Origin of the sequence: Janthinobacterium sp. UMAB-60 (assembly GCF_900095235.1) — a bacterium.
Lineage (GTDB): Bacteria > Pseudomonadota > Gammaproteobacteria > Burkholderiales > Burkholderiaceae_D > Janthinobacterium.
Map to the genome: position 1 here is coordinate 207,415 of NZ_LT607484.1, position 25,980 is coordinate 233,394.

A 25,980-nucleotide genomic window follows, 5' to 3' on the forward strand; every position below is an offset into this window, starting at 1 on the left:
CATCCCCCTGTTCCCCGTGCGGCGCTGCCATCGCCGCGCCTTCATCCTGCAAGGCATGAGCTCACTGTAGACCGCCCGGCAACAAGCCTGTTTGCGCTGGCGCAAAGATGTGTCCGGCGTCCTGGACATGGCAAAAAAAGCCAGAAACTGGCACGATCACGCCCATTTCTGGCATGACTGGCGCGCAGGCAAACACGGCGCGAAAACGCCAGAGGCTTGATAACAAAGGGAAATATGCCGGCGCGCAACTGGCGCCGGCAACGAAGACTTAAGCGCCCTTGGCGGGCAGGTTGCGGAAGAATTCCACCACTTCGTTTGTGTCGCGCGTGCGCTTGAACGGTGGCAGGCTTTGCCAGATGCGCTTGCCGTACGGCTTGGAAATGAGGCGCGGATCGCAGATCATCAGCACGCCGCGGTCGCCCTCGTCACGGATCAGGCGGCCCGCGCCCTGCTTCAGGTTGATGATGGCTTCCGGCAGCGAATGGTGCATGAAGCCGTTCTTGCCCTGTTTTTCCATCACTTCGATGCGCGCCGCCAGCACCGGGTCGTCGGGCGGCGCGAACGGCAGCTTGTCGATGATCACCAGAGAGAGCGCATCGCCGCGCACGTCGACGCCTTCCCAGAAGCTTTGGCTGCCGATCAGCACGCCATTCCCGGCGGCGCGGAACTGGTCCAGCAATTCCGTGCGGCCCTTGTCGCCCTGCACGAACAGGGGGAAGTTCAGGCCGCGCTGCTTGAATTCGTCGGTCAGGCGCTCGGCCGCGCGTTTGACGGCGCGCAAGGTGGTACACAGGAAAAAGGTGCGCCCGCCCGCCGCCTCGATGATGGGCAAGGCGCAGTCGATGACGGCGTCCGTGTAGCCCAGCGAGTTCGGTTGCGGCAGGTTTTGCGGCACGAACAGCAAGCCCTGCTGGCCATAGTCAAAGGGGCTCGGCCACGTATGCGACGGTTCGCCCGTCAAGCCCATCTGTTCCGAAAAATGCTTGAAATCGTTTTTCACGGCCAGGGTGGCGGACGTGAAAATCCAGCTGCGCGGCGTGCCTTCGCGCTGGTTGTTGAAGATCGGCGCGATCGACAACGGTGTTTTATGCAACTGCAAGGAGCTGGAAAACGCCTCCACCCAGAACACGGCTTCTTCGCCGGCCGCCACTTTCGCCTTCGGATCGAACTTCCAGCCGCTCAGCTGCTGCGCCAGTTCGACGCCGCGCACGCGGCACTGTTCCAGCGTTTCCGCCCGTTCCGCCTGGGTTTCCAGCACGGCCACCATGCCGTCGAGCTCATCTTTGAGCGTGTCGAGCGCCGGAAAGAAGTCGCTCGACGGGGCGATTTGCGGCAGGGACAGGCGCACGATATCCTGCGAGAACGTCAGGCGCAGGTCGCGCGCCGCCTTTTCCACCACCGTCACCGTCTTGGCCCAGTCGATGCCGCGCGCGTGCGCCAGGCCCTCGGCCAGCACGTCGCGGCACAGTTCCAGGATTTGCGACGTGGACACCGTGTTACCGAAGAACAAAGTGGCCGTGTCGGGCAGCTGGTGCGCCTCATCGAAGATGATGGTATTGGCCGAAGGCAGCAATTCCGCCACGCCCGTGTCCTTCAGGGCCACGTCGGCAAAGAACAGGTGGTGGTTGACCACCACCACGTCGGCCTGCTGGGCTTCCTTGCGGGCCTTCATCACAAAACAATCCTGGTAATACTGGCACTCGGCGCCCATGCAGGTGTCGCGCGTGGACGTCACCAGGTTCCAGATCATGGCGTTTTCCGGCACCTTGGCCAGTTCCGCCTTGTCGCCGGAGCTGGTCATCTTGATGAAGCGCGAGATTTCGCGCAAATGCCCCACGTCGTCGCGCGAGGTCATGCGCCCGTTCTGCAGGGTGCGTTCCAGGTGATAGTGGCAGACGTAGTTCGAGCGGCCCTTCAGCAGGGCCACCGAGACGGGCGCCTGCAGCGCGGCGCGCACGGTGGGGATATCGCGCAGGAATAATTGATCCTGCAAGTTCTTCGTGCCGGTGGATACGATGGTCTTGCCGCCCCACATCAGGGCCGGCACCAGGTAGGCAAAGGTTTTACCCGTGCCCGTGCCTGCCTCGGCGATCAGCGTGGTCTGGCTGTCGATGGCGTGGGCGATGGCCTTGGCCATTTCCGTTTGCGAACGGCGCGGCTTGTAGCTGCCCACGGCGGGACCGAGCGGGCCGCCGGCGCCGAACAGGCGCTCGATGTCGGCATCGTGCTTGCCAGGCGCCGCCTGCGGTTCGGCTGGCAGACTGGCAGGCTGGCCTTCTGGGTTTACGGGCAATAAATTGTGATCGGTCAAAATATACTTAGGTGAAGGCTGGACTGGACGCTACTGGCGCCCCTCAGGCGGGAACGTCGGGCACCAACTGCATTTTCAGCAAGGTGATGTGATCCTTCAATTGCAATTTGCGCTTTTTCAGGCGGCGCAGCTGCAGCTCGTCATGGTGACCATCGAGTATCAGCAACTCGATGACGGCATCGAGGTCACGGTGCTCCACGTTGAGTTCAATCAGGCGCCGCTGTATATGCTGTGCATCGCTCATGTGTTGCGTTCCAGGCAGTGTTGGTAACAGGCGCGCGCAAGGTACGCAGGCAGCCATTGATGCCGGCATCACCGGCAAGTGCATAGTTTAACCCGCCGCGCGCGTTAGGGCACGCCATTTCCGGCATGCCCCACGCGCGCAGCTCTTTCTTATTTGGCAGGCGGTACAGGCGTGCTGGCAGCATCCGCGGCCGCCTTGGCAGCCTTGGCCTGCGCTTCGGCCTGGCGCTCGGCCAGGCGTTGCGCCACTCTTTTCTGGCGCGCCACGGCGTCAGCCTGCTTGCGCGCATAGTCTGCCTCGCGGGCCGCGCGGCGCGGCGCGTCGGCGGCATCGGCGGCGGCCTGTTTCGCCACCTTCGCCGCTTGCGCAGCCTCGCGCTCGGCAACGCTCTTGCCTTCCGGCTTGGGCGGCGCCGGCTCGGGCGCGACGACCTTCACAGGCTTGGGCATGGCCGCAGCCCGCTGCTCGGCGTCCAGGCGCGCATCTTCCTGCGTCCTGGCCAAGTCGATGTCGCGCAGGCGCACGGATTCGGCCCGCTTGAAGTAATTCGCTTCCGCGTCGACGGCGCGCAGGCGCACGAGGATCAGGCGGCGCTTTTCCTTGGCCTTGTCGAGGCAGTTATTCACGAAAAACCTGTCGTAGCACTCCAGTTCCCGCGCGGCAAACTCATTTTCCGCCGCCTCGCGCTCGCTGGCTGACTGCTTCAGCTTGGCGTCCGCTTCCTCCACCGACAAGGTGGCGGGCACCTGCGGTGCGCCAACCTCATCCAATGCCGCGGCCCCCTGGTGCGCGCAGGCGGACAATGCCAGGGCCAGGCCCAGCGCGGCGCCCAGCTTGTATAGTGTATTTGCCATCATCTTCATTATCCCTGCCTCAAACGATCGCGTCGGCCGCGCCGCGCTGTTCTTTTTCCATGTATTCGCGCGATTGCATCTCGATGATACGCGAAACGGTACGGTGAAACTCGTTGGCCAGCATGCCGTTCGTGTACAGCTGCTCGGGCGCCACTTCGGCCGACATGATCAGCTTGACCTTTTGATCATAAAACACGTCGATCAGCCAGGTGAAGCGGCGCGCTTCGGACGACTGCGCCGCCGACATGGCCGGTATGCCGGACAATATCACCGTATGGAAGCGGCTGGCGATTTCCAGGTAATCATTTTGCGAGCGGGGTCCGCCGCACAGGGTGGCGAAATCGAACCAGATGATGCCGCCGGCGCGGCGCAGGCAATGGATTTCGCGGCTCTCGATGCGGATGCGCGCGTCTTCGTCGGCCGTCTCGGCGATGCGCGTGTAGGCGTCGCGCAAGGCCCGGTCCGTGTCCGCGCCCAGCGGCGTGTAGTAACTTTCCACCTGTTCCAGCGCGCGGCCGCGGTAATCGACGCCCGCGTCGACGTTCATCACGTCGAGCTTGTCCTTCAGCAGCGCGATGGTCGGCAGCATGCGGTCGCGGTGCAGGCCGTCCGGATACAGCAGGTCCGGGTCGTAATTCGAGGTCATGATGAACGACACGCCATTAGCGAACAGGGCCGAGAGCAGGTTGTACAGGATCATCGCGTCGGCGATGTCGGAGACGTGGAATTCATCGAAACAGATCAGCCGGTATTTCTTGGCGATGCGCTTGGCCACTTCATCGAGCGGGTCGGCCACGCCTTTCAATTCATCGAGCTGCTGGTGCACGCCGCGCATGAATTCGTGGAAGTGCAATCGCGTCTTGCGCACCAGGGGCACGACCGAGTAAAAACTGTCCATCAGGAACGATTTGCCGCGCCCTACCCCGCCCCACATGTACACGCCTTTCGGCACGGCGGGACGGTTCAGCAGGCGCTTGAAGGTGCTCGAACGCTGGCCCTTGTAGGCCACCCACTCGTCATAGCACAGCTGCAGGCGGTCGACCGCGCGCCGCTGGGCGGCATCGGCCTTGAAATCACGCTTCTGCAACGCGTGCTGGTAAAACTCTTCTACGTTCATGGGATTCGCTTTAACGCACAAGGGCGCCGGCGGAAAAAATCCGCGAGCGCCCCTGTAGGACTAACTACAATTAAAAGTTCAACGTGCGCTTGTCAACCGCCAGTGCCGCTTCCTTGGTCGCTTCCGACAAGGATGGATGCGCGTGGCAGATGCGCGCGATGTCTTCCGCCGAAGCCTTGAATTCCATCGCCACGACGGCTTCGGAAATCAGTTCGGAGGCCATCGGACCGACGATGTGCACGCCGAGGATTTCATCGGTGGTCGCATCGGCCAGGAATTTCACCATGCCCGAAGTGTCGCCCAGCGCGCGCGCACGGCCGTTGGCCATGAACGGGAAGGTGCCGGCCTTGTAGGCGATGCCTTCCGCCTTCAGGGTTTGCTCGGTCTTGCCGACCCACGCGATTTCCGGCGAGGTGTAGATCACCCACGGAATCGTGTTGAAGTTGGTGTGACCGTGCTGGCCAGCGATACGCTCGGCCACGGCAACGCCTTCTTCTTCCGCCTTGTGCGCCAGCATCGGGCCACGCACGACGTCGCCCACTGCCCAGACGTTCGGCAGGTTGGTCTTGCAGTCGCCGTCGACGGCGATGAAGCCGCGCTCGTCCAGCTGCAGGCCGACCTTGTCGGCACCCAGGCCATTCGTGTTCGGCGTACGGCCGATCGAGATGATCAGTTTGTCGAACACGGCTTTTTGCGCTTCGCCCTTGGCGTCCACGAATTCCACGGTGACGTCTTTCTTGCCTGGCGTGATCGCGCCGATCTTGCAACCGAGGTTGATCTTCAAGCCTTGCTTGATGAACAGCTTCGACGCTTCCTTGGCGATCTGCTCGTCGACGGCGCCCAGGAAGACCGGCAGGCCTTCGAGCACGGTGACGTCGGAACCCAGGCGGCGCCAGACGCTGCCCATTTCCAGACCGATCACGCCGGCACCGATGACGCCCAGCTTGGCTGGTACGGCGTCGATGGTCAGTGCGCCCGTGTTCGACAGGATCAGTTTCTCGTCAAATGGTGCGCCCGGCAATTCGCGCGCGTTCGAGCCCGTGGCGATGACCACGTGCTTGGCCGTCAGGGTTTCGTTGGCGGCGCCCGTCACGCTGATCTCATACGTGCCAGCGGCGGCAGCGAAAGCGGCGCGGCCGTGGAAGAAGGCGATCTTGTTCTTCTTGAACAGGTACAGGATGCCGTCGTTGTTTTGCTTGACGACCGTGTCCTTGCGCTTGAGCATCTGGCCCAGGTTCAGCTTCAGGCCGGCGACGTCGATGCCGTGCTCGGCGAAGCTGTGGCCCGCGTGTTCGAAATGCTCGGACGATTGCAGCAGCGCTTTCGACGGGATGCAGCCGACGTTGGTGCAGGTACCGCCAGGCGCGGCGCCGCCCTTGGCGTTCGACCACTCGTCGACGCAGGCGACGGAAAAGCCCAGCTGCGCTGCGCGGATGGCGGCGATGTAGCCGCCAGGGCCCGCACCGATGACAACTACGTCAAATTGTTTAGTACTCATGTTTTGTTATTCCAATCTCTTCGTCTGGTACGAAAATCCACAATAGAAGGTAAATCACCACGCCGAAGCCGAAGGTCAATGTAAACAGGACGAAGACGAGACGCCAGATCCACGCTTCCATGCCGGAAGCGCGGCCCAGGCCACCGCAGACGCCACCGAGCCAGCGGTCGTTGCGCGAACGGCGCAGGCGGTTGAATTCCTGCACCAGGTCGTTCGACGCGTTCGACGGGCCGGAGGCGGAGGGACTGTCCGATTTATCCAGGTTGATATTGCTCAGGAGCTTGGCTTTCGCTTGCGCGAATTCCGCGTCGCTCAGGGCGCCCGCCAGGTGCAACTCGTGCAGACGCTTGATTTCTTCAGAGACGTTCATGGGAATCCTCTTTCATTGAGATCAGCCAGCTGCGTCTTCTGGCAAGGGGTATCAGCTACATTGCCCCGGCGGCGACGCCGGGGGACTACAGTGCTTACAGGTCCAGCAACAGGCGTGCGGGATCTTCCAGCGCTTCTTTCATCGCCACCAGGCCCAGGACGGCTTCGCGGCCGTCGATGATGCGGTGGTCGTAGGACATGGCCAGGTAGTTCATCGGACGCACCACGATCTGGCCGTTTTCGACAACGGCGCGGTCCTTGGTCGCATGCACGCCCAGGATGGCCGATTGTGGCGGGTTGATGATCGGGGTCGACAGCATGGAGCCGAAGGTGCCGCCGTTCGAGATCGAGAACGTGCCGCCCGTCAGGTCGTCCAGGGTCAGCTTGCCTTCCTTGGCTTTCGCGCCGAATTCACCGATTTTTTTCTCGATGTCGGCGATCGACAGCTGGTCCGCATTGCGGATGATAGGCACGACCAGGCCGCGTGGCGAACCGACAGCGATGCCGATGTCGAAGTAGCCGTGGTAGACGATGTCGTTGCCGTCAACGGAGGCATTGATGATCGGGTATTTTTTCAGGGCGGCGACGGCGGCCTTGACGAAGAAGGACATGAAGCCCAGCTTGACGCCGTGCTCTTTCTCGAACTTGTCCTTGTACTTGTTGCGCAGGTCGATGACCGGCTGCATGTTCACTTCATTGAACGTGGTCAGGATGGCGTTCGTCGATTGCGATTGCAGCAGGCGTTCGGCGATACGTGCGCGCAAGCGGCTCATCGGCACGCGCTCTTCAGGGCGGTCGCCCAGGCTGGCGGCCGATGGCGTGGCAACTTGCTGCAGCGCCGGCTTGGCGGCGGCTGGCGCCAATGGCGCGACAGCTGGCTTGGCGGAAGCGGCCAGGGCGTCGCCCTTGGTCACGCGGCCGTCTTTGCCGGAACCGGCGACGTCGCCAGCGGACAGGCCTTTTTCGGACAGGATCTTGGCAGCGGCAGGCATGGCGACATCGCCTTTGGTCGCTGCAGCTGGTGCGGATGCGGTCGCGGCGTCCTGGGCGGCGGCAGCCAGGGCTGGCGCAGGCACGGCGGACACTTCCATCGGGCTGACCTTGGCCGAGCCATCGGTATCGATGATGGCGATGACTTCGCCGGCGACGACAATAGCGCCGTCAGCCTTGATGATCTGCACGATCACGCCAGCGGCGGGCGCCGGCAGTTCCAGCACCACTTTATCGGTTTCGATATCGATCATGTTTTCGTCGCGCGCGACTGGCTCGCCGACTTTCTTGTGCCATGCCAGCAGGGTCGCTTCTGCAACCGATTCCGACAACTGGGGAACTTTGACTTCGATTTGTGCCATGTAAAACTCCGTTTATTTTGTTATTGCGGCGCCGCCCCTGCGTAGCAAGCGCGGCGCTCCGTCACGATGTATGCGAACAGGCGCCATGCATAGACATGGCGCCCGTTACCCTGCCACTTACTTGGTCAGGATAAAACCCTTCAGCTTCGAGAATGCCGTTTCCAGCAGATCTTTTTGCTGGGCGTAGTGCTTGTCATAGTAACCGACAGCAGGCGACGCCGAAGCAGGACGGCCGGCGTAAGCCAGACGCTGACCCGATTCCAGGCCTTCGAAGATGTTGTGCTGGATCTGGAACCAGGCGCCCTGGTTTTGCGGCTCGTCCTGGGCCCATACCACTTCGACCAGGTTCGGGAACTTCTTCAGTTCAGCAGCGAACGACTTGTGCGGGAACGGATACAGCTGTTCCAGGCGCACGATGGCCGTGTCGGTCTGGCCGCGTGTCTTGCGTGCGTTGACCAGGTCGTAGTAGACCTTGCCCGAGCAGGCGACGACGCGCTTGACTTTCTTGGCATCGATTTTGTCGTCGACTTCGCCGATCACGGTCTGGAAACCACCCTTGGCCAGGTCGGTCAGCGGCGAACCGGCATCCTTGTTGCGCAACAGCGACTTCGGCGTCAGGATGACCAGCGGCTTGCGGAACTGGCGCACCATCTGGCGGCGCAGCAAATGGAAGATCTGCGAAGCCGTCGTCGGCTGCACCACTTGCATGTTGTTGTCTGCGCACAGCTGCAGGAAACGCTCGGGACGCGCGGACGAGTGCTCAGGACCCTGGCCTTCGTAACCGTGCGGCAGCATCATGACCAGGCCCGAAGCGCGGCCCCACTTCACTTCGCCGGAGCTGATGAATTGGTCGATCACCACTTGCGCGCCGTTGGCGAAGTCGCCGAACTGGGCTTCCCAGATCGTCAGCGTGTTCGGTTCAGCGGTCGAGTAGCCGTATTCGAAGGCCAGTACGGCTTCTTCGGACAGCACCGAGTCGATGACGGTGAACGGCGCCTGGTTGTCCGACACGTTTTGCAGCGGAATGTAGGTGCCGGCATCCCAGCGCTCGCGGTTCTGGTCATGCAAGACGGCGTGGCGGTGCACGAAGGTGCCGCGGCCCGCATCCTGGCCCGTCAGGCGGATGGCGTAGCCGGACGATACCAGCGAAGCGTAGGCCAGGTGTTCGCCCATGCCCCAGTCCAGGTTCATTTCGCCGCGGCCCATGGTGGCGCGGTCGCCCAGGACTTTTTCCACCAGCGAGTGGACCTTGAAGTCTTCCGGCACGGTGGTGATGCGGGTGGCCAGGCGTTTCAGCTCCGTCATCGGCACGGCGGTGTCGGCCGAATCGGTCCATTTCTTGTTCAGGAACGGCAGCCAGTCGACGGCGTACTTGTTCTTGAAGTTCGAGATGACCGGATCGACGGTATGCTTGCCGGCGTCCATGGCGTCGCGGAAAGCGGCCACCATCTTGTCGCCGCCATCGGCAGGGATCACGCCCTGCGCCACCAGCTTGTCCGCGTACAGCTTGCGGGTGCCTGGATGCTGGCCGATCTTCTTGTACATCAGTGGCTGCGTCAGTGCCGGCGTATCCTGCTCATTGTGGCCCAGCTTGCGGTAGCAGATGATGTCGAGGACGATGTCCTTCTTGAATTCCATGCGGTAGTCGAGCGCGATTTGCGTCGCCAGCACCACGGCTTCAGGATCATCGGCGTTGATGTGCAGGACCGGTGCTTCGATCATCTTGACGACGTCCGAGCAGTACAGGGTCGAGCGTGCATCGCGCGGATCCGAAGTGGTGAAACCGATCTGGTTGTTGATCACGATATGCACCGTGCCGCCCGTATGGTAGCCACGGGTTTGCGCCAGATTCAGCGTTTCCATGACCACGCCCTGGCCGGCGAAAGCGGCATCGCCGTGCACCAGGATAGGCAGCACTTGCGCACCCTGCGCGTCGCCGCGGCGATCCATGCGGGCCTTGACGGAACCTTCGACCACAGGGTTGACGATTTCCAGGTGCGACGGGTTGAACGCCAGCGACAGGTGGACCGGGCCGCCCGCGGTGGAGATGTCCGACGAGAAGCCTTGATGGTACTTCACGTCGCCGGCAGGCAGGTCGTCGCCATGCTTGCCTTCGAATTCTTCGAACAGTTCCTGCGGCGCCTTGCCCAGGGTGTTCACCAGTACGTTCAGGCGGCCGCGGTGGGCCATGCCGATGACGATTTCCTGCACGCCTTTTTCGCCGGCGCGCTGGATGGTTTCATCCATCGAGGCGATGAAGGTTTCGCCGCCTTCCAGGGAGAAGCGCTTCTGGCCCACATAGCGGGTGTGCAGATAGCGTTCCAGGCCTTCAGCCGCGGTCAGGCGGTCGAGGATGTGGATTTTTTTCTCTGGAGTGAAATTCGGGGTGGAGCGGATCGATTCCAGTTTCTCTTGCAGCCAGCGCTTTTCGGCCGGGTCGGAGATGTACATGAATTCGGCGCCGATCGAACGCGTGTAGGTATCGCGCAGATAGTTGAGCAGATCGCGCAGGGTGGCGGTCTCGGGGCCAAAATAGGTATTGCTGATGTTGAACACGGTGTCCATGTCCGCATCGGTGAATCCGTAGAAGCTCGGCTCGAGCTCAGGGATCATCGGACGTTCCTGGCGTTGCAGCGGATCCAGGTTGGCCCAGTGCGAACCGAGGTAGCGGTAAGCGGCGATCAACTGGGTGGCGGCGACGCGCTTGCGGCCCATTTCAGCATCGAAGGAAGCGGTCACGGTGCGGATCGGACCAGCTTTTGCGCGCTCGGCGAACGAGGCGACCACGGAGGCATGCGCCACGTCAGGCTTGTTGCTGCCATCGACGGCAGGCACGTGCTGCATCGCGTCGAAGTAGGAGCGCCAGTTATCGGGTACCGAGCCTGGGTTGTTCAGATACGCCTCGTACAGGTCTTCCACGTACGGAGCATTCCCACCGAACAGGTAGGAGTTGGTCGTTAATTGCTGCATATATTGCTCACCTTTCTTCGCGTTTCGCGAGGAATTAGCGGGTTAATCTAACCTTCCGCGACACGGCCTGACCGGTTAGCGGATTGCACATCAAGTTGTGGGGAAGGGCTTTTTTATTGCACCAGCATTCTGCATACCGTCATTTAGAATAGCACGCGGTATTGTAACGCAACAACGACAAGTTGAATTTTATTTGGCAAGCAAATGTAAGCTGCGTGCTGATTTTACCGGGCTTGCCAGCCTGTTACTGTTGCGCTTACGGCACTTTCACGCCCGCGCTGGCGTGCCGCTTGCGCCCGACTGGTCTGCCCGGCAACGGCGCCGCCGCGATGGCCGCCAGCCAATCGGCATCGCCGGCAAACCAGTCCACCAGGAAGTCGAGCATGGTGCGCAGCAGCGGCGACATGTGCTGGCGCGAGGTGTAGATACCATAGATGCCCATGTCCTGCGGCACGTAAGCGGGCAGCAGCTCCACCAGTTGCCCGCTGGCGATCAGCGGCGCGGCCGAATAGCGCGGCTGCATGGCGATGCCCGCCCCCGCCACCGTCGCCACCAGCAGCACCAGCGACTCATTCGCCGACAGGCGGCCGCTGACGGGGACAGTGAGCGCTTCCCCGTCGTGCGTGAACTGCCACAGGCTCTTGCCGAAATACGTATAGGTCAGGCAGTTATGCAGGGCCAGGTCTTGCGCCCGGCGCGGCGTGCCGTGCGCCGCCAGATACGATGGTGCGGCGCACACCACCGAGGCGCAACTGGCCAGCTGGCGCGCGATCAGGTTCGGTTCGAGCGCGTTCGTGATGCGGATCGCCAGGTCGATGCGCTGCTCCACCAGATTGACGGCGCGGTTTTCCATCTGCAGGTCGACGGCGGCGCGCGGGTAGCGCCGCAGGTAAGCGGTCACTGCGCCAGCGAGCGCCGTCTGCGCCAGCGATTGCGAGCAGGTAATGCGCAGCAAGCCGTGCGGCGTGTCGATCTCCCCGGGCGAGGCGACGGCCATGGCGCCGGCCACTTCCAGCATCTGCCGGCAGCGCGCCAGGGTCGCTTCGCCCGCATCCGTCAGGCTCAGCCGGCGCGTGGTGCGATGCAGCAGGCGCGCCCCCGCCCACTGCTCCATCTCGGCCAGGTAGCGCGTCACCATGGCGCGCGACATGTCGAGCGCCTCGCTGGCGGCCACCATGCTGCCACGCTCGGCGATGGCGACGAATACTTGTGCGGCGGTGATGCGGTCCATGCGGGTACTCCCTTGATTCATCCGATCCATGCAACTAAGTGTTGCAATCTACCCTATTTGTCGCATTTGGTCGAAAGGATAATATGCAGCAAGAGTATCGAATATCGAAAGAATCCTATGCTGGCACGCGCCGCCCGCCCCTCCGGCACCCTTGACGCCTTCCGCCTGGACGTGCTGGGCCGCGCGCCGTCCACCTCGCTGCTGCTGAGCGGCATGGCCGATGCCATCCTCGTCAACGCCCAGTTCCTGCGCGACGATGCGGCGCAGTTAGCGCACACCATCGCCGCCAGCGGCAAGCGCCTGACCACCATCTATATCAGTGTGGCCGCACCGCAAGCCTATTTCGGCCTGGGCGTATTGCAGCAAGCCTTTCCGCAAGCCCACATCCTGGCCAGCGGCGCCACGGTCGAGGCGATCCGGCGCCAGGCCGGCGCCAGGGTCGCCCACTGGGGCGGCATCCTCAAGCACAATGCGCCGCGCTGCATCGTCATGCCCCAGCCCTATGACGGCACCAGCCTGCAACTCGAGGGGCGGCACGTCGAACTGCATCACCTGGAAGCGGCATTCAACTGACACAACCCGCCCTACAAGGCGGCCAGGAAGCGCTCATACTCTTGCGCGCTGCGCGCCAGTCGCTCGGCATAGCCCACCTCCTTCGGACCGTCTTCCGCACCATAAAAGGCAAAGAAGCGGCGGCTGTCGGCGCCGATATACGCCAGGGTGACATCGAACGGCGCCAGCAACTGCGCCAGGGTGACGTTCCACTTGCCTTGCGGCGTGAAGTCCGCCTGCCGGATGCCGGCCGTGACGGCCAGCGCCACCTTGCGGTCCTGGAAGGCATCGCCGCCCGTGCCGTAGGCCCATCCATACGCCAGCACCTCATCGAGCCACTGCTTCATCATGGGCGGACAGTTAAACCAGTACACGGGGAACTGCAAGACCACATTGGCGTGCGCCTCCACCAGCGCCTGCTCGCGCGCCACATCGATTTTTCCGTCCGGATAAGCCTGGTACACATCATGAATGGTGTAACGGTCAGGATACTGCGCCAATTCCTGCAGCCAGCGCTTGTTGGCCACCGACGTGGCGATGGAGGGATGGAAGACGATTACGAGGGTTTTCATCATGCTGCTTTCCTGAAGTGAAATGGATGCACCGGCCCGCATGCACAGGAAAGCAGGCAAGCCGGTACCCTGCCCCGTGGCGCGCAGCACGTGACCGCGCACCCCCAGAGGCAGAAACAGCATAGTCATGGCGAGTACTTTCCACAAGTACGCACATTGACTGCTCATACAGTAAGAAAAGTAAGCTATAAGACCGCAAAAAGTCACTTGAGCAAGCGTATCCGGATCAGACTGGCTGGTGCCGTTCGCCCCACTCGCACAGGGTGTGCAGCACGGGGATCAGCGAGGTGCCCTTGCTTGACAGCGAGTATTCAACCTTGGGCGGCACTTGCGGATACTCCTTGCGGACGATCAGCGCATCGGCCTCCAGCTCCTTCAGCACGACGCTGAGTGTCTTGAAGGCGATGCCGCCGAGATGGCGCTTGAGTTCGTTGTGCCGCAGCACCGTGTTTTCCGCGAGCGCATACAGGATCAGCATCTTGTATTTGCCGCCAATCAGCGACAAGGTATAGCCAAATGGCGTATCGCCCAGGGCCACGCCGCCGGGGGCGCAGGTTTCTTCATTCATCGCATTGTGCTTCCTGTTGATCCAGGGGCTGAGCATAACAGCCCGGCATAAAAAAACGGGCCGAAGCCCGTTTTTGTTTGCTCGATACTGCTCTGGATTAACGCTTGTCCAGTGGCAGTACTTCGCGCGTGGTCGAACCGACGAACAGCTGGCGCGGACGGCCGATTTTTTGCTCTGGGTCGGCGATCATTTCGTTCCACTGGGCGATCCAGCCGATCGTACGGGCCATAGCGAAGATACCGGTGAACAGCGACACAGGGATGCCCAGCGCCGATTGCACGATGCCCGAGTAGAAGTCGACGTTCGGGTACAGTTTGCGCGACACGAAGTACTCGTCGTTCAGCGCAATCTTTTCCAGCTCCATCGCCAGCTTGAACAGCGGGTCGTCTTGCAGACCCAGTTCTTGCAGCACTTCGTAGCAGGTTTCACGCATCAGCTTGGCGCGTGGATCGAAGTTCTTGTACACGCGGTGGCCAAAGCCCATCAGCTTGACGCCGGAGTTCTTGTCCTTGACTTGCTCGATGAAGGCAGGGATGTTCTCGACGGTGCCGATTTCTTTCAGCATGTTGAGTGCCGCTTCGTTGGCGCCGCCGTGGGCAGGGCCCCACAGGCAGGCGATACCGGCAGCGATACAGGCGAACGGATTGGCGCCCGACGAACCGGCCAGACGGACGGTCGAGGTCGATGCGTTTTGCTCGTGGTCCGCGTGCAGGATCAGGATGCGGTCCAGGGCGCGCACCAGCACGTCGTTGACCTTGTACTCTTCGCACGGATTGGCGAACATCATGTGCATGAAGTTGGCGCTGTACGACAGGTCGTTGCGTGGGTACACGAACGGCTGGCCGACCGAGTACTTGTAGGTCATGGCGACCAGGGTTGGCATCTTGGCGATCAGGCGGATGGCCGACACTTCGCGGTGACGCGGGTCGTTGATGTCCAGCGAATCATGGTAGAACGATGCCAGCGCGCCGACGGTGCCCACCAGGACCGACATCGGATGCGCGTCGCGGCGGAAGCCACGGAAGAAGAATTGCATCTGTTCGTGCACCATCGTGTGCTTGGTGACGGTGTCGACGAACTTGGCTTTCTGCGCCGCGTTCGGCAGTTCGCCGTTCAGCAGCAGGTAGCACGATTCCATGAAGTCGGCGTTGACGGCCAACTGTTCGATCGGGTAACCACGGTACAGCAGTTCGCCCTTGTCGCCGTCGATGTAGGTGATCGACGAGTTGCAGGCGGCCGTCGACATAAAGCCTGGGTCGTAGGTGAACTTGCCGCTACCGGCGTACAGTTTGCGGATGTCGATGACGTCCGGGCCAACCGTGCCTTTGTAGATTGGAAATTCAAGCGATGGGCTGCCATCGGAGAACGACAGGGTAGCTTTTGTGTCAGAGATATTCATGGGCTCTTCCTTCTCGGGAGTGAGTCGAAATTAAAATCAAAAATTCTGGCTGCAATTCGCACCGCAATTCGGCAGTGCTACAGCGCGCCACTCGCACCGTTTGCAATATATCGCCCAGGCGTCTAGGCAATGCGCAGTCGTTGCAGCAGTGCGCGCACATGCGGCAGATCGACTTCGCCTTCCGGCTCTTTACGGGCCAGTACCAGATCCATTAATGCATTGTCCGATAAATCCAGCAAACGCGTCAGCGCGTCAACTTCTTCATCGGTCAATTCGGTTTCATACGCATCGAGAAAACGGGTCAGGATAATGTCGTTTTCCAGCAAGCCACGGCGTGAACGCCAGCGCAGGCGGGCGCGGTTGGCCGGGTCGGCCTGATGCGAGGACAAAATTGATTCTGTCATTTGGTTTACCACTTTACGTACTGCTTTGCAGGCGCCGCCTGCAGACAAGAGAGGATACCCTCTTCCCGCAAACGGCGCCCGGCGGACGCGATCAGACGAATCAGATCGCGCGGCGGACCATCAATTCCTTGATCTTGCCGATCGCCTTGTTCGGGTTCAAGCCTTTCGGGCAGACGTCGACACAGTTCATGATCGAATGGCAGCGGAACAGGCGGTACGGGTCTTCCAGGTTGTCCAGACGCGCGCCGGTGGCTTCGTCGCGCGAATCGGCGATGAAGCGGTAGGCTTGCAGCAGGCCGGCCGGGCCGACGAATTTGTCCGGATTCCACCAGAACGACGGGCACGACGTGGAGCAGCATGCGCACAGGATGCACTCGTACAGGCCATCGAGTTCTTCGCGCTGTTCCGGCGACTGCAGGCGCTCTTTTTCAGGCGGGATCGAATCGTTGATCAGGAAAGGCTTGATCGAATCGTACTGCTTGAAAAATTGCGTCATGTCGACGATCAGGTCGCGGATGACTGGCAAACCTGGCAACGGACGCAGCACGATAGGCTCCGACAGTTCGTTCAGGTTGGTGGTGCAGGCCAGGCCGTTCTTGCCGTTGATGTTCATCGCGTCCGAACCGCACACGCCTTCGCGGCACGAGCGGCGCAGGGCCAGCGAGTCATCGACGTCCGCCTTGATGCGCTGCAATGCATCGAGCAGCATCTTGTCGGTGTCTTTCAGTTCGACCGTCAGGTCTTGCATGTACGGCTTGGCATCCTGGTCAGGATCGTAGCGGTAGATTTTGAATTTAAGAGTGCGTGCCATGGTATAGCCTTAGAAAGTACGTGGTTTCGGTTTGAAGGTATCAACCGTCAGCGGCTTGGTCACGACTGGCTTGTATGCCAGTCGGTTGCCTTCCGAATACCACAGAGTGTGCTTCATCCAGTTGTCGTCGTCACGTTGCGGATAGTCGTCCTGGGCGTGCGCGCCGCGCGATTCCTTGCGGGCGGCTGCCGAAACGATGGTCGCTTTCGCCGTTTCGATCAGGTTGTCCAGTTCCAGCGCTTCCACGCGGGCCGTGTTGAAGACCATCGATTTATCCTTGAAGGAGACGTGCTTGCGGCGCTCGTCGAGCTTCATGATTTCTTCGACGCCCTTGTTCAGCATCTCGTCGGTACGGAACACGCCGCAGTACTTCTGCATCGTTGCGCGAATGTCGTTCGCCACGCCCTGCACGGTTTCCGTGCCGGTCGAGTTTTCCAGGCGCGCCAGGCGGCCCATGGCAAATTCGGCAGCATCGGCTGGCAAAGGCTTGTTTTCCTTGGCTTTCAGGCCGCTGTTGACGATGTGGTTGCCGGCCGCGCGGCCGAAGACCACCAGGTCGAGCAGCGAGTTCGTGCCCAGGCGGTTGGCGCCGTGCACCGACACGCAGGCGCATTCGCCGATCGCGTACAGGCCATTGACGACTTGCGCCGAATTATCCGGACCGGTCGGGGTGACGACCTGGCCGTGGATGTTCGTCGGAATGCCGCCCATCTGGTAGTGAATCGTCGGCACGACAGGAATCGGTTCCTTGGTGGCGTCGACGTTGGCGAACTTGTGGCCGATTTCCAGGATCGACGGCAGGCGCTTGGCGATGGTGTCGGCGCCGATATGGCGCAGGTCCAGCATCACGTGGTCCTTGTTCGGACCGCAGCCGCGGCCTTCCTTGATTTCCTGGTCCATCGAACGCGAGACGAAGTCGCGCGGCGCCAGATCCTTCAGGGTCGGCGCATAGCGCTCCATGAAGCGTTCGCCTTCGCTATTGATCAGGATGCCGCCTTCGCCGCGCACGCCTTCGGTGATCAAGACGCCCGCGCCGGCCACGCCGGTCGGGTGGAACTGCCAGAATTCCATGTCCTGCAGCGGCAGACCGGCGCGTGCCGCCATGCCCATGCCGTCGCCGGTGTTGATGAAGGCGTTCGTCGACGCGGCGAAGATGCGGCCTGCGCCGCCTGTTGCCATGACCGTCGTCTTTGCTTCCAGGATCATGCATTCGCCGGTTTCCATTTCCAGCGCCACGACACCGATCACGTCGCCTTCGGCATCACGGATCAGGTCGATGGCCATCCATTCGACGAAGAAGTGCGTACGGGCGCGCACGTTGCGCTGGTACAGCGTGTGCAACAGGGCGTGACCGGTACGGTCGGCTGCCGCGCAAGCGCGCTGCACCGGCTTTTCGCCGAAGTGGGCCGTGTGGCCGCCGAAGGGACGCTGATAGATGGTGCCGTCAGGGTTGCGGTCGAATGGCATGCCGAAGTGTTCCAGCTCGTACACGACCTTCGGTGCTTCACGGCACATGAATTCGATGGCATCCTGGTCGCCCAGATAGTCGCCACCCTTGACGGTGTCGAACATGTGCCAGAACCAGTTGTCTTCGGCCATGTTGCCGAGCGACGCGCCGATACCGCCCTGCGCCGCCACGGTGTGCGAGCGGGTCGGGAAAACTTTCGACAAAACAGCGACGTTCAGACCGGCTTCAGCCAGTTGCAACGACGCGCGCATGCCGGAACCGCCGGCGCCAACGATGACCGCGTCAAAGCGGCGGGTAGGGATTGCAGATTTATATGCTGCCACGATTACACACTCCAGAGTATCTGTACCGTCCAGCCGGCACAAGCGATCAACCACAGCATGGTGGCAATTTGCAGGGTCAGACGGAGGCCAGCGCTTTTCACGTAGTCCATCCAGATGTCGCGTACGCCGACCCATGCGTGGTAGAACAGGGCGACGAAAGTCACCAAGCTGAACAATTTAAACCACTGCTGTGCGAACAGACCAGCCCAGCCTTCATAGCTGAAGTTGCTGCCAGTCAAGAAAGAAATCAGCAGGATGGCCACATAAGCCACCATGACGATGGCGGTGACGCGTTGCGCCAGCCAGTCGCGCAAGCCGTAATGGGCACCGACGACGAGGCGTTTCGGTCCGATGTTATTGTCTGCCATTAAAATACTCCAAACAGTTTCAAAGCGACCAATACCGTCAACACCACGCTCACGACCAGTACGGACGTCGCGGTCTTGCGGGCCGAATCTTTTTCGATGGCAACGTGCACATCCATGAACAGGTGGCGGATGCCGGCGCAGAAGTGGTGCAGGAAGGCCCAGACCAGAGCCAGGGTGATCAGCTTGACGAACCAGTGCGAGGCGATGCCCTGGAAGTAAGCGTAGGACATTTCGGAACGCAAGCTCTGTTCCAGCATGTACAGGATGCAGGGCAGCAGGGCGAACATGATGAAACCGCTGATGCGATGCAGGATCGAGACGATGGCGCCGACGGCCATGCGGTAGTTCGACAATTCGGTAACATGAATGTTACGGAATTCCGGCCGTTCTTTTTTTGGTACTTCTCTTACGGCTTCAGACATAACAAAAACCTCCCCTTGATAACTAAATATTGAAGCGAAGCCGCGATTTTCGCCGATTTTCGCAACCCACACCAATATCTATTGTTGCATATAACCAAAATGGTTTTTTACTACAAAATATCGCGCTACTTTCCGTAGTTCACGTAATTTAATTACAGAATCGCCGGCAAAGCACGGCCCGCCGGAGCGGGCCATGCTTTAGCTGCGCTTTCTGCTGTCTCCGCTGCCCGCCTTGCGACAGGCATCTTGCAAGCGATGCACTTCAGCCTTGCTGCTTGTCCGGGCACCCGCAGGCGCCCCGCCGCTTCAGCTGAGTTCATTCTGATAATGATGGCGACTGGTCAGATACAAGCCCCGGCGCAGTTCGACCGGCTTGTCGCCGTAGGTAAACGACACGCGCTCGGAACTGAGCAAGGGCGTGCCGAGGTCAATATTTAACAATTGCGCGGCGCCCGCATCGGCGCACACGGCGCGGATCTGTTCGGACGCACGGATCATGCGCGTGCCAAATTCCGTCTCAAACAGGCCGTACATGGGGCCCTTGTATTCCACCAGGCGCTCGGCCGTCAGGCCCTTGAAGATCAGGCCGGGCAGCCACAGCTCCTCGACGATGGTCGGCACGCCGTCGAAATACTGCACGCGCTTGATGAAGATGACGGCGTCGCCGGACTTCAGGTCCATCAGGCGCGCCACGTCGGCCGGCGCGCGCACGCGCTTGACTTCGATAAATTTACTTTCGGGATAATGCGGCACGCCTTCGTCCGGCACCAGGCGCAGGAAGCGGAAATGCGCGCGCGCCTCATGGTGGGTGGAAACGAAGGTGCCCTTGCCCTGGCGGCGCATGACGAGGTTCTCGGCCGCCAGTTCGTCGATGGCCTTGCGCACCGTGCCCTGACTGACCTTGAAGCGCCCTGCCAGCTCGACTTCGCTGGGAATGAGCTCGCCCGGCTTCCACTCGCCCGATTGCAGGCTCTGCGTGATGAGCGCCTTGATCTGCTGGTACAGGGGACTGAAGGTGGGCGAAGCGCTGGCGACGGGCGTGGCCGCCGTAGTGGTATTGGCGCTGGCCACCACGGTGACAGGCGTGCTGGCCGCTGCGGCGGCGGGCGTGGCCGGGCTGCCCGCGGTCGGACTGACCGCCCCGCTTGCAGCAGTGGCATTATTGGTCAGATTGGACGAGGCGGAATTCATAGTCCGACATTTCAACACAAATCACTGCCCACGTCCAGTAAAACACTCGTAGTTATCTGTCTTATATAAGACATAAGATATGATTGACAGATACAGATCGGAGGCCTAAACTGCCTTCGATAAAACTTGTGAGCCAGCGTTTTATGTTGTCGGCCAGCCACTCTGGCCTCGTGCAGCACGAGCGTGACGGCGGCGTACACCAGCAATTCGGTGGCGCGTGCCGGTTTTGGTATCATTATAGTTTTTCCGGATAAGCGTAAGCCCAGCTTCAAGCCCGTTTTCTTTCCCATTTTTGGAGATTCATCATGGCTAAAACCCCAATGCGTGTTGCAGTGACCGGCGCCGCCGGCCAGATCGGCTACGCCCTGTTGTTCCGCATCGCCAATGGCGACATGCTCGGCAAAGACCAGCCTGTCATCTTGCAACTGCTTGAAATCCCGGACGAAAAAGCCCAGAAGGCGCTCAAGGGCGTGATGATGGAAATCGACGACTGCGCCTTCCCGCTGCTGACGGAAATGACCGCCCACTCCGATCCGCTGACCGCCTTCAAGGATGTCGACGTGGCCGTACTGGTTGGCGCGCGTCCACGCGGCCCAGGCATGGAACGCAAGGACCTGCTGGAAGCGAACGCCCAGATCTTCACGGTACAAGGCAAGGCGCTCGACGCCGTCGCTTCGCGCAATGTCAAAGTCCTGGTGGTCGGCAACCCTGCCAACACCAACGCTTACATCGCCATGAAATCGGCACCATCGCTGCCGGCGAAAAACTTCACCGCCATGCTGCGCCTGGACCACAACCGCGCGCTGTCGCAAGTCGCTGCCAAGACCGGCACCGCCGTCAAGGATATCGAGAAGCTGACCGTCTGGGGCAACCACTCGCCAACCATGTACGCCGACTACCGTTTCGCCACCGTCAACGGCAAGGCCGTCAAGGACCTGATCAACGACCAGGAATGGAACGCCAACGTGTTCCTGCCGACCGTCGGCAAGCGCGGCGCGGCCATCATCGAAGCGCGCGGCCTGTCGTCGGCAGCGTCGGCGGCGAACGCCGCCATCGACCACATCCATGACTGGATGCTGGGCACGGCTGGCAAGTGGACCACCATGGGCGTACCTTCCGATGGCTCGTATGGCATCCCTGAAGGCACCGTGTTCGGCTTCCCGGTCACCACCGACAACGGTGAGTACACCATCGTTCAAGGTCTGGAAATCGATGCATTCTCGCAAGAGCGCATCAACCTGACCCTGAAAGAACTGACCGAAGAGCGCGAAGGCGTGAAACACCTGCTGGCATAAATCCAGTATTGGCGGCGCGGCCTGAGCGCCGCCCGCCAAGAAGGCCGCCCCGCGAGATTCGCGGCGCGGCTGTTTTATCAAGTAGTTTTTACCTGCAGAAATGCCTTAAGCATGCACCCTTCCGAGGTTTTATTCCAAGGCAAACGCCAGCCGCTGTTGCTCGCCGCTTGCGACCACTACGCCGGCTCTGAAAAGCTGATGCGTAAATCGATTGCTTTGCAACAAGAGCTTGGGCCCCTGTTCGACATCACGTTCGACTGCGAAGACGGCGCCAGCGCCGGCAATGAAGAGTCCCACGCCCACATGATCGCCGGCCTGCTGGCCAGCGACGAGAACCAATTCAACCGCATCGGCGTGCGCGTGCACGACGTCGACAGCCCGTTTTTCGCGCGCGACGTGGAAATCATCTGCAGCGCCGCATCGCGCCTGGCCTACATCGCCGTGCCCAAGGTGGGCGGCGTGCAGGATGCCATGCTGGCCATCGACCTGATCAACCTGCACGCGCGCCGCGCCGGCCGCGACAACCTGCCCGTGCACATCCTGATCGAAACGCATGGCGCGCTGCGCGACGCCTACGCGATCGCCGCCCTGCCCCAGGTCGAATGCCTGTCCTTCGGCATCATGGATTTCGTTTCGGCCCATTACGGCGCCATTCCCGCCGCCGCCATGCGCACGCCGGGCCAGTTTACGCACCCGCTGGTGGTGCGCGCCAAGCTCGAAGTGGCGGCCGCCTGCCACGCGCACGGCAAGGTGCCGTCGCATAACGTGACGACGGACGTGCGCGATTCGGCCGTGGTGGCCAACGACGCCCAGCGCGCGACAGCCGAGTTCGGCTATACGCGCATGTGGAGCATCCACCCGGACCAGATCAAGCCCATCATCAAGGCCTTCACGCCGCGCCTGTCCGAAGTCAACGAGGCCAGCAACATCCTCAATGAAGCGCTGCGCGCCAACTGGGGACCGATTGCGCAAAATGGCCGCTTGCACGACCGCGCCAGCTACCGATATTATTGGACCGTTTTGCAACGCGCCAAACTGGCGGGCCTCGGCCTGCCCGAGGCGGCCGCTGCATTGCTCAACACCCCCTCTTCCAGCTCCACTGAAAACTGACAGGAATTACACGATGTCCCTCTCCAAATTAGCCATTGCCTGCAGCGTCGCGCTGGGCGCCATGACCCTCACGCTGACGCCAGCCAGCTTCGCCGCCACGGCAGAGGCAAATCCCAAGGCAGTCAAGGCCAAGGCCAAGCCAAAGGCCAAGACCACCAAGGCCAAGGCGGCCGTCAAGGAAGACCATCCGCTCGCCATGTCGGTCGCCGACAAGGAAGAAGCCGATGAACCGAACACCGCAGGCTCGGCCTCCACGGATTTCAATTGTGAACTTGGTAATAAAATTACCATCTACACCAATGCGACTGACGACAAACACATCGCCCTGCGCTGGAAGAAGCGCCTGCACCGCCTGAGCCGCGTTGGCACCACCACCGGCGCCAACCGCTTCGAAAACCGCTTGTACGGCCTGGTCTGGATCGGCATCCCGGCCAAAGGCATGCTGCTCGATTCCAAGCAGGGCCGCCAGTTGGCCAATGAATGCAAGGATGCGGAGCAAGCCAAGCCGGCGGCAGTGCTGGAAGCGGCGCCATCGCTGGGCGTCTTGCCAGTCACCGGCGGCTGATGTGCGTAGCAAGGGCCTCTTCGGGGGCTCAGTCATGTTTTGTAATTTGAATCATCAATAAATAGACGATACCCAACAAGGAGAGGTCATGTCCCGCAACACTCTGAACACGCTCAAGGACTTTAATATTTCGGATAGCAAGAAGGGCAAGCTGTATTCCCTGCCGGCACTGGAAAAAAGCCTGGGCATCAATGTCTCCCGCCTGCCAGTGTCGATTCGTATCGTGCTCGAATCGGTATTGCGCAACTGCGACGGCAAAAAAGTCACCGAAGAACACGTCAAGCAATTGGCGAGCTGGGGCCCGACCGCCGAGCGCACCGACGAGATCCCGTTCGTAGTGGCGCGCGTCGTGCTGCAAGACTTTACCGGCGTACCGCTGCTGGCCGACCTGGCGGCGATGCGCAACGTGGCCGCCAAGATGGGTATCGACGCCAAGAAGATCGAACCGCTGGTGCCGGTCGACCTGGTGGTCGACCACTCGGTGACCATCGATCACTACCGCGAAAAGAAAGCGCTGGACCTGAACATGAAACTGGAATTCTCGCGTAACAACGAGCGTTACCAGTTCATGAAATGGGGCATGCAGGCATTCGACACCTTCGGCGTCGTGCCACCAGGCTTCGGCATCGTCCACCAGGTCAACCTGGAATATCTGGCACGCGGCGTGCACCACGCAGGCAAGAAAGCCGGCGACGTGTACTACCCTGACACCCTGGTCGGCACCGACTCGCACACCACCATGATCAACGGCATCGGCGTGGTCGGCTGGGGCGTGGGCGGCATCGAGGCGGAAGCCGGCATGCTGGGCCAGCCAGTCTACTTCCTGACGCCTGACGTGATCGGCGTGAACCTGACCGGCGCGCTGCGCGAAGGCTGTACCGCCACCGATCTGGTGCTGACCATCACCGAATTGCTGCGCAAAGAGAAAGTCGTCGGCAAGTTCGTCGAATTCTTCGGCGAAGGCACCGAATCGCTGACCCTGACGGACCGCGCGACGATCGCCAACATGGCACCGGAATACGGCGCGACCATGGGCTTCTTCCCGGTCGACGACGCGACCATCGATTATTTCAAGGGCACCGGCCGCAGCAAGGCTGAAATCGCCGCGTTCGAAAGCTACTTCAAGGCGCAAAACCTGTACGGCATTCCAAAAGCGGGCGACATCGACTACACCCGCGTGGTGGAACTGAACCTGGCCACGGTCGCACCGTCGCTGGCCGGCCCGAAACGCCCGCAAGACCGTATCGAAATCGGCAACGTCAAGGCGAACTTCGCCGAACTGTTCGCCAAGCCAACGAGCGAAAATGGTTTCAACAAGAATCCGGCCGACCTGAACGCCGTGTACGAAACCACCAATAACGTCAAAGTGTCGAACGGCGACGTGCTGATCGCCGCGATCACTTCGTGCACCAACACCTCGAACCCGAGCGTGATGCTGGCTGCCGGCCTGCTGGCCAAGAAAGCCGTCGAAGCCGGCCTGAAAGTCGCACCGCACATCAAGACTTCGCTGGCCCCTGGCTCGCGCGTCGTCACCGAGTACCTGACGGCCGCCGGCCTGCTGCCGTACCTGGAAAAACTGGGCTTCGGCGTGACCGCCTACGGCTGCACCACCTGTATCGGCAATGCGGGCGACCTGACGCCTGAGCTGAACGCCGCCATTGCCACGCACGACATCGTCGCGTCGGCCGTGCTGTCGGGTAACCGCAACTTCGAAGCGCGTATTCACCCGAACATCCGCTCGAACTTCCTGGCCTCGCCACCGCTGGTCGTCGCCTACGCCATCGCCGGCAACATGACGCGCGACCTGATGACGGAACCTGTCGGCAAGGGCAAGGGCGGCAAGGACGTCTACCTGGGCGACATCTGGCCGACCTCGGCTGAAGTGTCGGCCATGATGAAGTTCGCCATGAACGCCAAGGTGTTCAAGGACAACTACGCGGACGTCAAGGGCGCGCCAGGCAAGCTGTGGGAAAAAGTCACCACCGTCTCCGGTCAAGTCTACAACTGGCCGAAATCGACCTACATCGCTGAACCGCCGTTCTTCGACAACTTCTCGATGACGCCAGCGGCAGTGGCCACCGGCATCGAAGGCGCGCGCGCGCTGGGCGTGTTCGGCGATTCCATCACCACCGACCACATCTCGCCAGCCGGCTCGATCCAGGAAAACGGTCCTGCAGGCAAATGGCTGAAGGAAAACGGCGTCCTGAAAGCGGACTTCAACTCCTACGGCTCGCGTCGCGGTAACCATGAAATCATGATGCGCGGCACGTTTGCCAACGTGCGCATCAAGAACCGCATGATCCCTGCGAAAGCGGACGGTTCGGCGGTCGAAGGCGGCATCACGATCCACCAGCCTTCCGGCGAAGAAATGTCGATCTACGACGCAGCGATGAAATATGTTGCTGAAGGCACGCCAACCATGGTCTTCGGCGGCGAAGAGTACGGTACGGGCTCGTCGCGCGACTGGGCGGCCAAAGGTACGCAACTGCTGGGCGTGAAAGCCGTGATCACCCGTTCGTTCGAGCGCATCCACCGCTCGAACCTGGTGGGCATGGGCGTGCTGCCGCTGCAATTCATCGGCGACGACAGCGTGCAAACCCTGGGCATCACCGGCAATGAAACCTTCGACCTGAAAGGCCTCGAAGGCGAAATCAAGCCACAACAACTGGCTACCCTGGTGATCCACCGCGCCGACGGCACCAGCGTCGACGTGAAAGTGCTGCTGCGCATCGATACGCCGATCGAAGTCGATTACTACAAGCATGGCGGTATCCTGCCATTCGTATTGCGTCAACTGCTGGCCGAGTAATCAGCCCAGCTGTGAGGCAAGATAAAGCGCCGGTTCCGACCGGCGTTTTTTTTCGTCCTGCCGCCCCGTTTTTACTTGAATTTTCGACTATTGGCATGATCTAAGAACAGCTTACGTATTGCGTGCGGCCGAATCCTCTACAATACGGTTATAAGGGTTTATCATTGTTTGACTGAT

At 61.2% G+C, this 25,980-nt stretch carries 23 protein-coding genes; 5 read left to right on the forward strand and 18 right to left on the reverse strand.

Features of this window, described 5'->3' with window-relative positions; genetic code table 11:
- Window positions 1-268 precede the first annotated feature (268 nt).
- The 9 genes from K0F86_RS06850 to K0F86_RS06890 all read right to left on the reverse strand — a co-directional run bounded on the left by K0F86_RS06850 (window position 269) and on the right by K0F86_RS06890 (window position 11,946).
- Complete coding sequence (locus K0F86_RS06850) at window positions 269-2,311, reverse strand: ATP-dependent DNA helicase (RefSeq protein WP_374197268.1); 2,043 nt, start codon at window positions 2,309-2,311, stop codon at window positions 269-271.
- Window positions 2,312-2,354: 43 nt separating this feature from the next.
- Entirely contained in the window at window positions 2,355-2,555 is a 201-nt protein-coding gene (locus tag K0F86_RS06855; RefSeq protein ID WP_071076266.1) for a YdcH family protein, read from the reverse strand.
- Window positions 2,556-2,704: 149 nt separating this feature from the next.
- Window positions 2,705-3,409, reverse strand: coding sequence for a hypothetical protein (locus K0F86_RS06860; protein WP_257572019.1), 705 nt, complete (start codon window positions 3,407-3,409; stop codon window positions 2,705-2,707).
- A 19-nt stretch (window positions 3,410-3,428) separates the two neighbouring features.
- On the reverse strand, window positions 3,429-4,526 hold the full coding sequence (zapE, locus tag K0F86_RS06865) for a cell division protein ZapE (protein WP_219133719.1): 1,098 nt from the start codon (window positions 4,524-4,526) through the stop codon (window positions 3,429-3,431).
- A 70-nt stretch (window positions 4,527-4,596) separates the two neighbouring features.
- Complete coding sequence (gene lpdA, locus K0F86_RS06870; protein ID WP_219133720.1) at window positions 4,597-6,024, reverse strand: dihydrolipoyl dehydrogenase; 1,428 nt, start codon at window positions 6,022-6,024, stop codon at window positions 4,597-4,599.
- Window positions 6,014-6,394, reverse strand: coding sequence for a PspC domain-containing protein (locus tag K0F86_RS06875; RefSeq protein ID WP_219133721.1), 381 nt, complete (start codon window positions 6,392-6,394; stop codon window positions 6,014-6,016). The genes lpdA and K0F86_RS06875 overlap by 11 nt, the downstream gene beginning before the upstream one ends.
- A 94-nt stretch (window positions 6,395-6,488) precedes the next feature.
- Window positions 6,489-7,745: a 2-oxoglutarate dehydrogenase complex dihydrolipoyllysine-residue succinyltransferase gene (gene odhB / locus K0F86_RS06880; RefSeq protein WP_219133722.1), complete on the reverse strand. Its 1,257-nt coding sequence runs from the start codon at window positions 7,743-7,745 to the stop codon at window positions 6,489-6,491.
- A gap of 117 nt (window positions 7,746-7,862) precedes the next feature.
- On the reverse strand, window positions 7,863-10,715 hold the full coding sequence (locus K0F86_RS06885; RefSeq protein ID WP_219133723.1) for a 2-oxoglutarate dehydrogenase E1 component: 2,853 nt from the start codon (window positions 10,713-10,715) through the stop codon (window positions 7,863-7,865).
- A gap of 256 nt (window positions 10,716-10,971) precedes the next feature.
- Window positions 10,972-11,946, reverse strand: a complete 975-nt coding sequence (locus K0F86_RS06890; RefSeq protein ID WP_219133724.1) for a LysR family transcriptional regulator — start codon at window positions 11,944-11,946, stop codon at window positions 10,972-10,974.
- Between the two features lie 117 nt (window positions 11,947-12,063).
- Between K0F86_RS06890 and K0F86_RS06895 the strand changes: the two genes are divergently transcribed.
- Window positions 12,064-12,519 (forward strand): hypothetical protein, encoded by a 456-nt coding sequence (locus K0F86_RS06895; RefSeq protein WP_219133725.1) that lies wholly within the window; start codon window positions 12,064-12,066, stop codon window positions 12,517-12,519.
- A gap of 11 nt (window positions 12,520-12,530) precedes the next feature.
- On the opposite strand, the gene K0F86_RS06900 is transcribed toward K0F86_RS06895, so the two are convergent.
- The 9 genes from K0F86_RS06900 to K0F86_RS06940 all read right to left on the reverse strand — a co-directional run bounded on the left by K0F86_RS06900 (window position 12,531) and on the right by K0F86_RS06940 (window position 20,024).
- A complete protein-coding gene (locus tag K0F86_RS06900) occupies window positions 12,531-13,199 on the reverse strand; it encodes an NAD(P)H-dependent oxidoreductase (RefSeq protein ID WP_257572020.1) in 669 nt (222 codons plus the stop codon).
- A 97-nt stretch (window positions 13,200-13,296) separates the two neighbouring features.
- The gene (locus K0F86_RS06905) at window positions 13,297-13,638 is read right to left on the reverse strand and encodes a helix-turn-helix domain-containing protein (RefSeq protein WP_219133726.1); all 342 of its coding nucleotides are present in this window, start codon (window positions 13,636-13,638) and stop codon (window positions 13,297-13,299) included.
- Between the two features lie 97 nt (window positions 13,639-13,735).
- Entirely contained in the window at window positions 13,736-15,037 is a 1,302-nt protein-coding gene (gene gltA, locus K0F86_RS06910) for a citrate synthase (protein WP_035820759.1), read from the reverse strand.
- Between the two features lie 122 nt (window positions 15,038-15,159).
- A complete protein-coding gene (locus K0F86_RS06915; RefSeq protein ID WP_034752073.1) occupies window positions 15,160-15,441 on the reverse strand; it encodes a succinate dehydrogenase assembly factor 2 in 282 nt (93 codons plus the stop codon).
- Between the two features lie 100 nt (window positions 15,442-15,541).
- Entirely contained in the window at window positions 15,542-16,252 is a 711-nt protein-coding gene (locus tag K0F86_RS06920) for a succinate dehydrogenase iron-sulfur subunit (RefSeq protein ID WP_034752075.1), read from the reverse strand.
- A gap of 9 nt (window positions 16,253-16,261) precedes the next feature.
- On the reverse strand, window positions 16,262-18,043 hold the full coding sequence (gene sdhA / locus K0F86_RS06925) for a succinate dehydrogenase flavoprotein subunit (protein ID WP_096236929.1): 1,782 nt from the start codon (window positions 18,041-18,043) through the stop codon (window positions 16,262-16,264).
- Between the two features lie 2 nt (window positions 18,044-18,045).
- Entirely contained in the window at window positions 18,046-18,411 is a 366-nt protein-coding gene (sdhD, locus tag K0F86_RS06930) for a succinate dehydrogenase, hydrophobic membrane anchor protein (protein WP_034752078.1), read from the reverse strand.
- The gene (gene sdhC, locus K0F86_RS06935; RefSeq protein ID WP_219133727.1) at window positions 18,411-18,833 is read right to left on the reverse strand and encodes a succinate dehydrogenase, cytochrome b556 subunit; all 423 of its coding nucleotides are present in this window, start codon (window positions 18,831-18,833) and stop codon (window positions 18,411-18,413) included. The genes sdhD and sdhC overlap by 1 nt, the downstream gene beginning before the upstream one ends.
- Before the next feature lie 306 nt (window positions 18,834-19,139).
- Window positions 19,140-20,024: a GntR family transcriptional regulator gene (locus K0F86_RS06940; protein ID WP_219133728.1), complete on the reverse strand. Its 885-nt coding sequence runs from the start codon at window positions 20,022-20,024 to the stop codon at window positions 19,140-19,142.
- Window positions 20,025-20,329: 305 nt separating this feature from the next.
- On the opposite strand from K0F86_RS06940, the gene K0F86_RS06945 reads away from it, so the two are divergent.
- From K0F86_RS06945 to acnA, 4 genes are all read left to right on the forward strand, one after another.
- Window positions 20,330-21,319, forward strand: a complete 990-nt coding sequence (locus K0F86_RS06945; protein WP_034752084.1) for a malate dehydrogenase — start codon at window positions 20,330-20,332, stop codon at window positions 21,317-21,319.
- 111 nt (window positions 21,320-21,430) lie between these two features.
- A complete protein-coding gene (locus tag K0F86_RS06950; RefSeq protein WP_219133729.1) occupies window positions 21,431-22,429 on the forward strand; it encodes a CoA ester lyase in 999 nt (332 codons plus the stop codon).
- A 13-nt stretch (window positions 22,430-22,442) separates the two neighbouring features.
- Complete coding sequence (locus K0F86_RS06955; RefSeq protein ID WP_219133730.1) at window positions 22,443-22,994, forward strand: hypothetical protein; 552 nt, start codon at window positions 22,443-22,445, stop codon at window positions 22,992-22,994.
- Between the two features lie 88 nt (window positions 22,995-23,082).
- On the forward strand, window positions 23,083-25,803 hold the full coding sequence (acnA, locus tag K0F86_RS06960) for an aconitate hydratase AcnA (RefSeq protein ID WP_219133731.1): 2,721 nt from the start codon (window positions 23,083-23,085) through the stop codon (window positions 25,801-25,803).
- Window positions 25,804-25,980 lie beyond the last annotated feature (177 nt).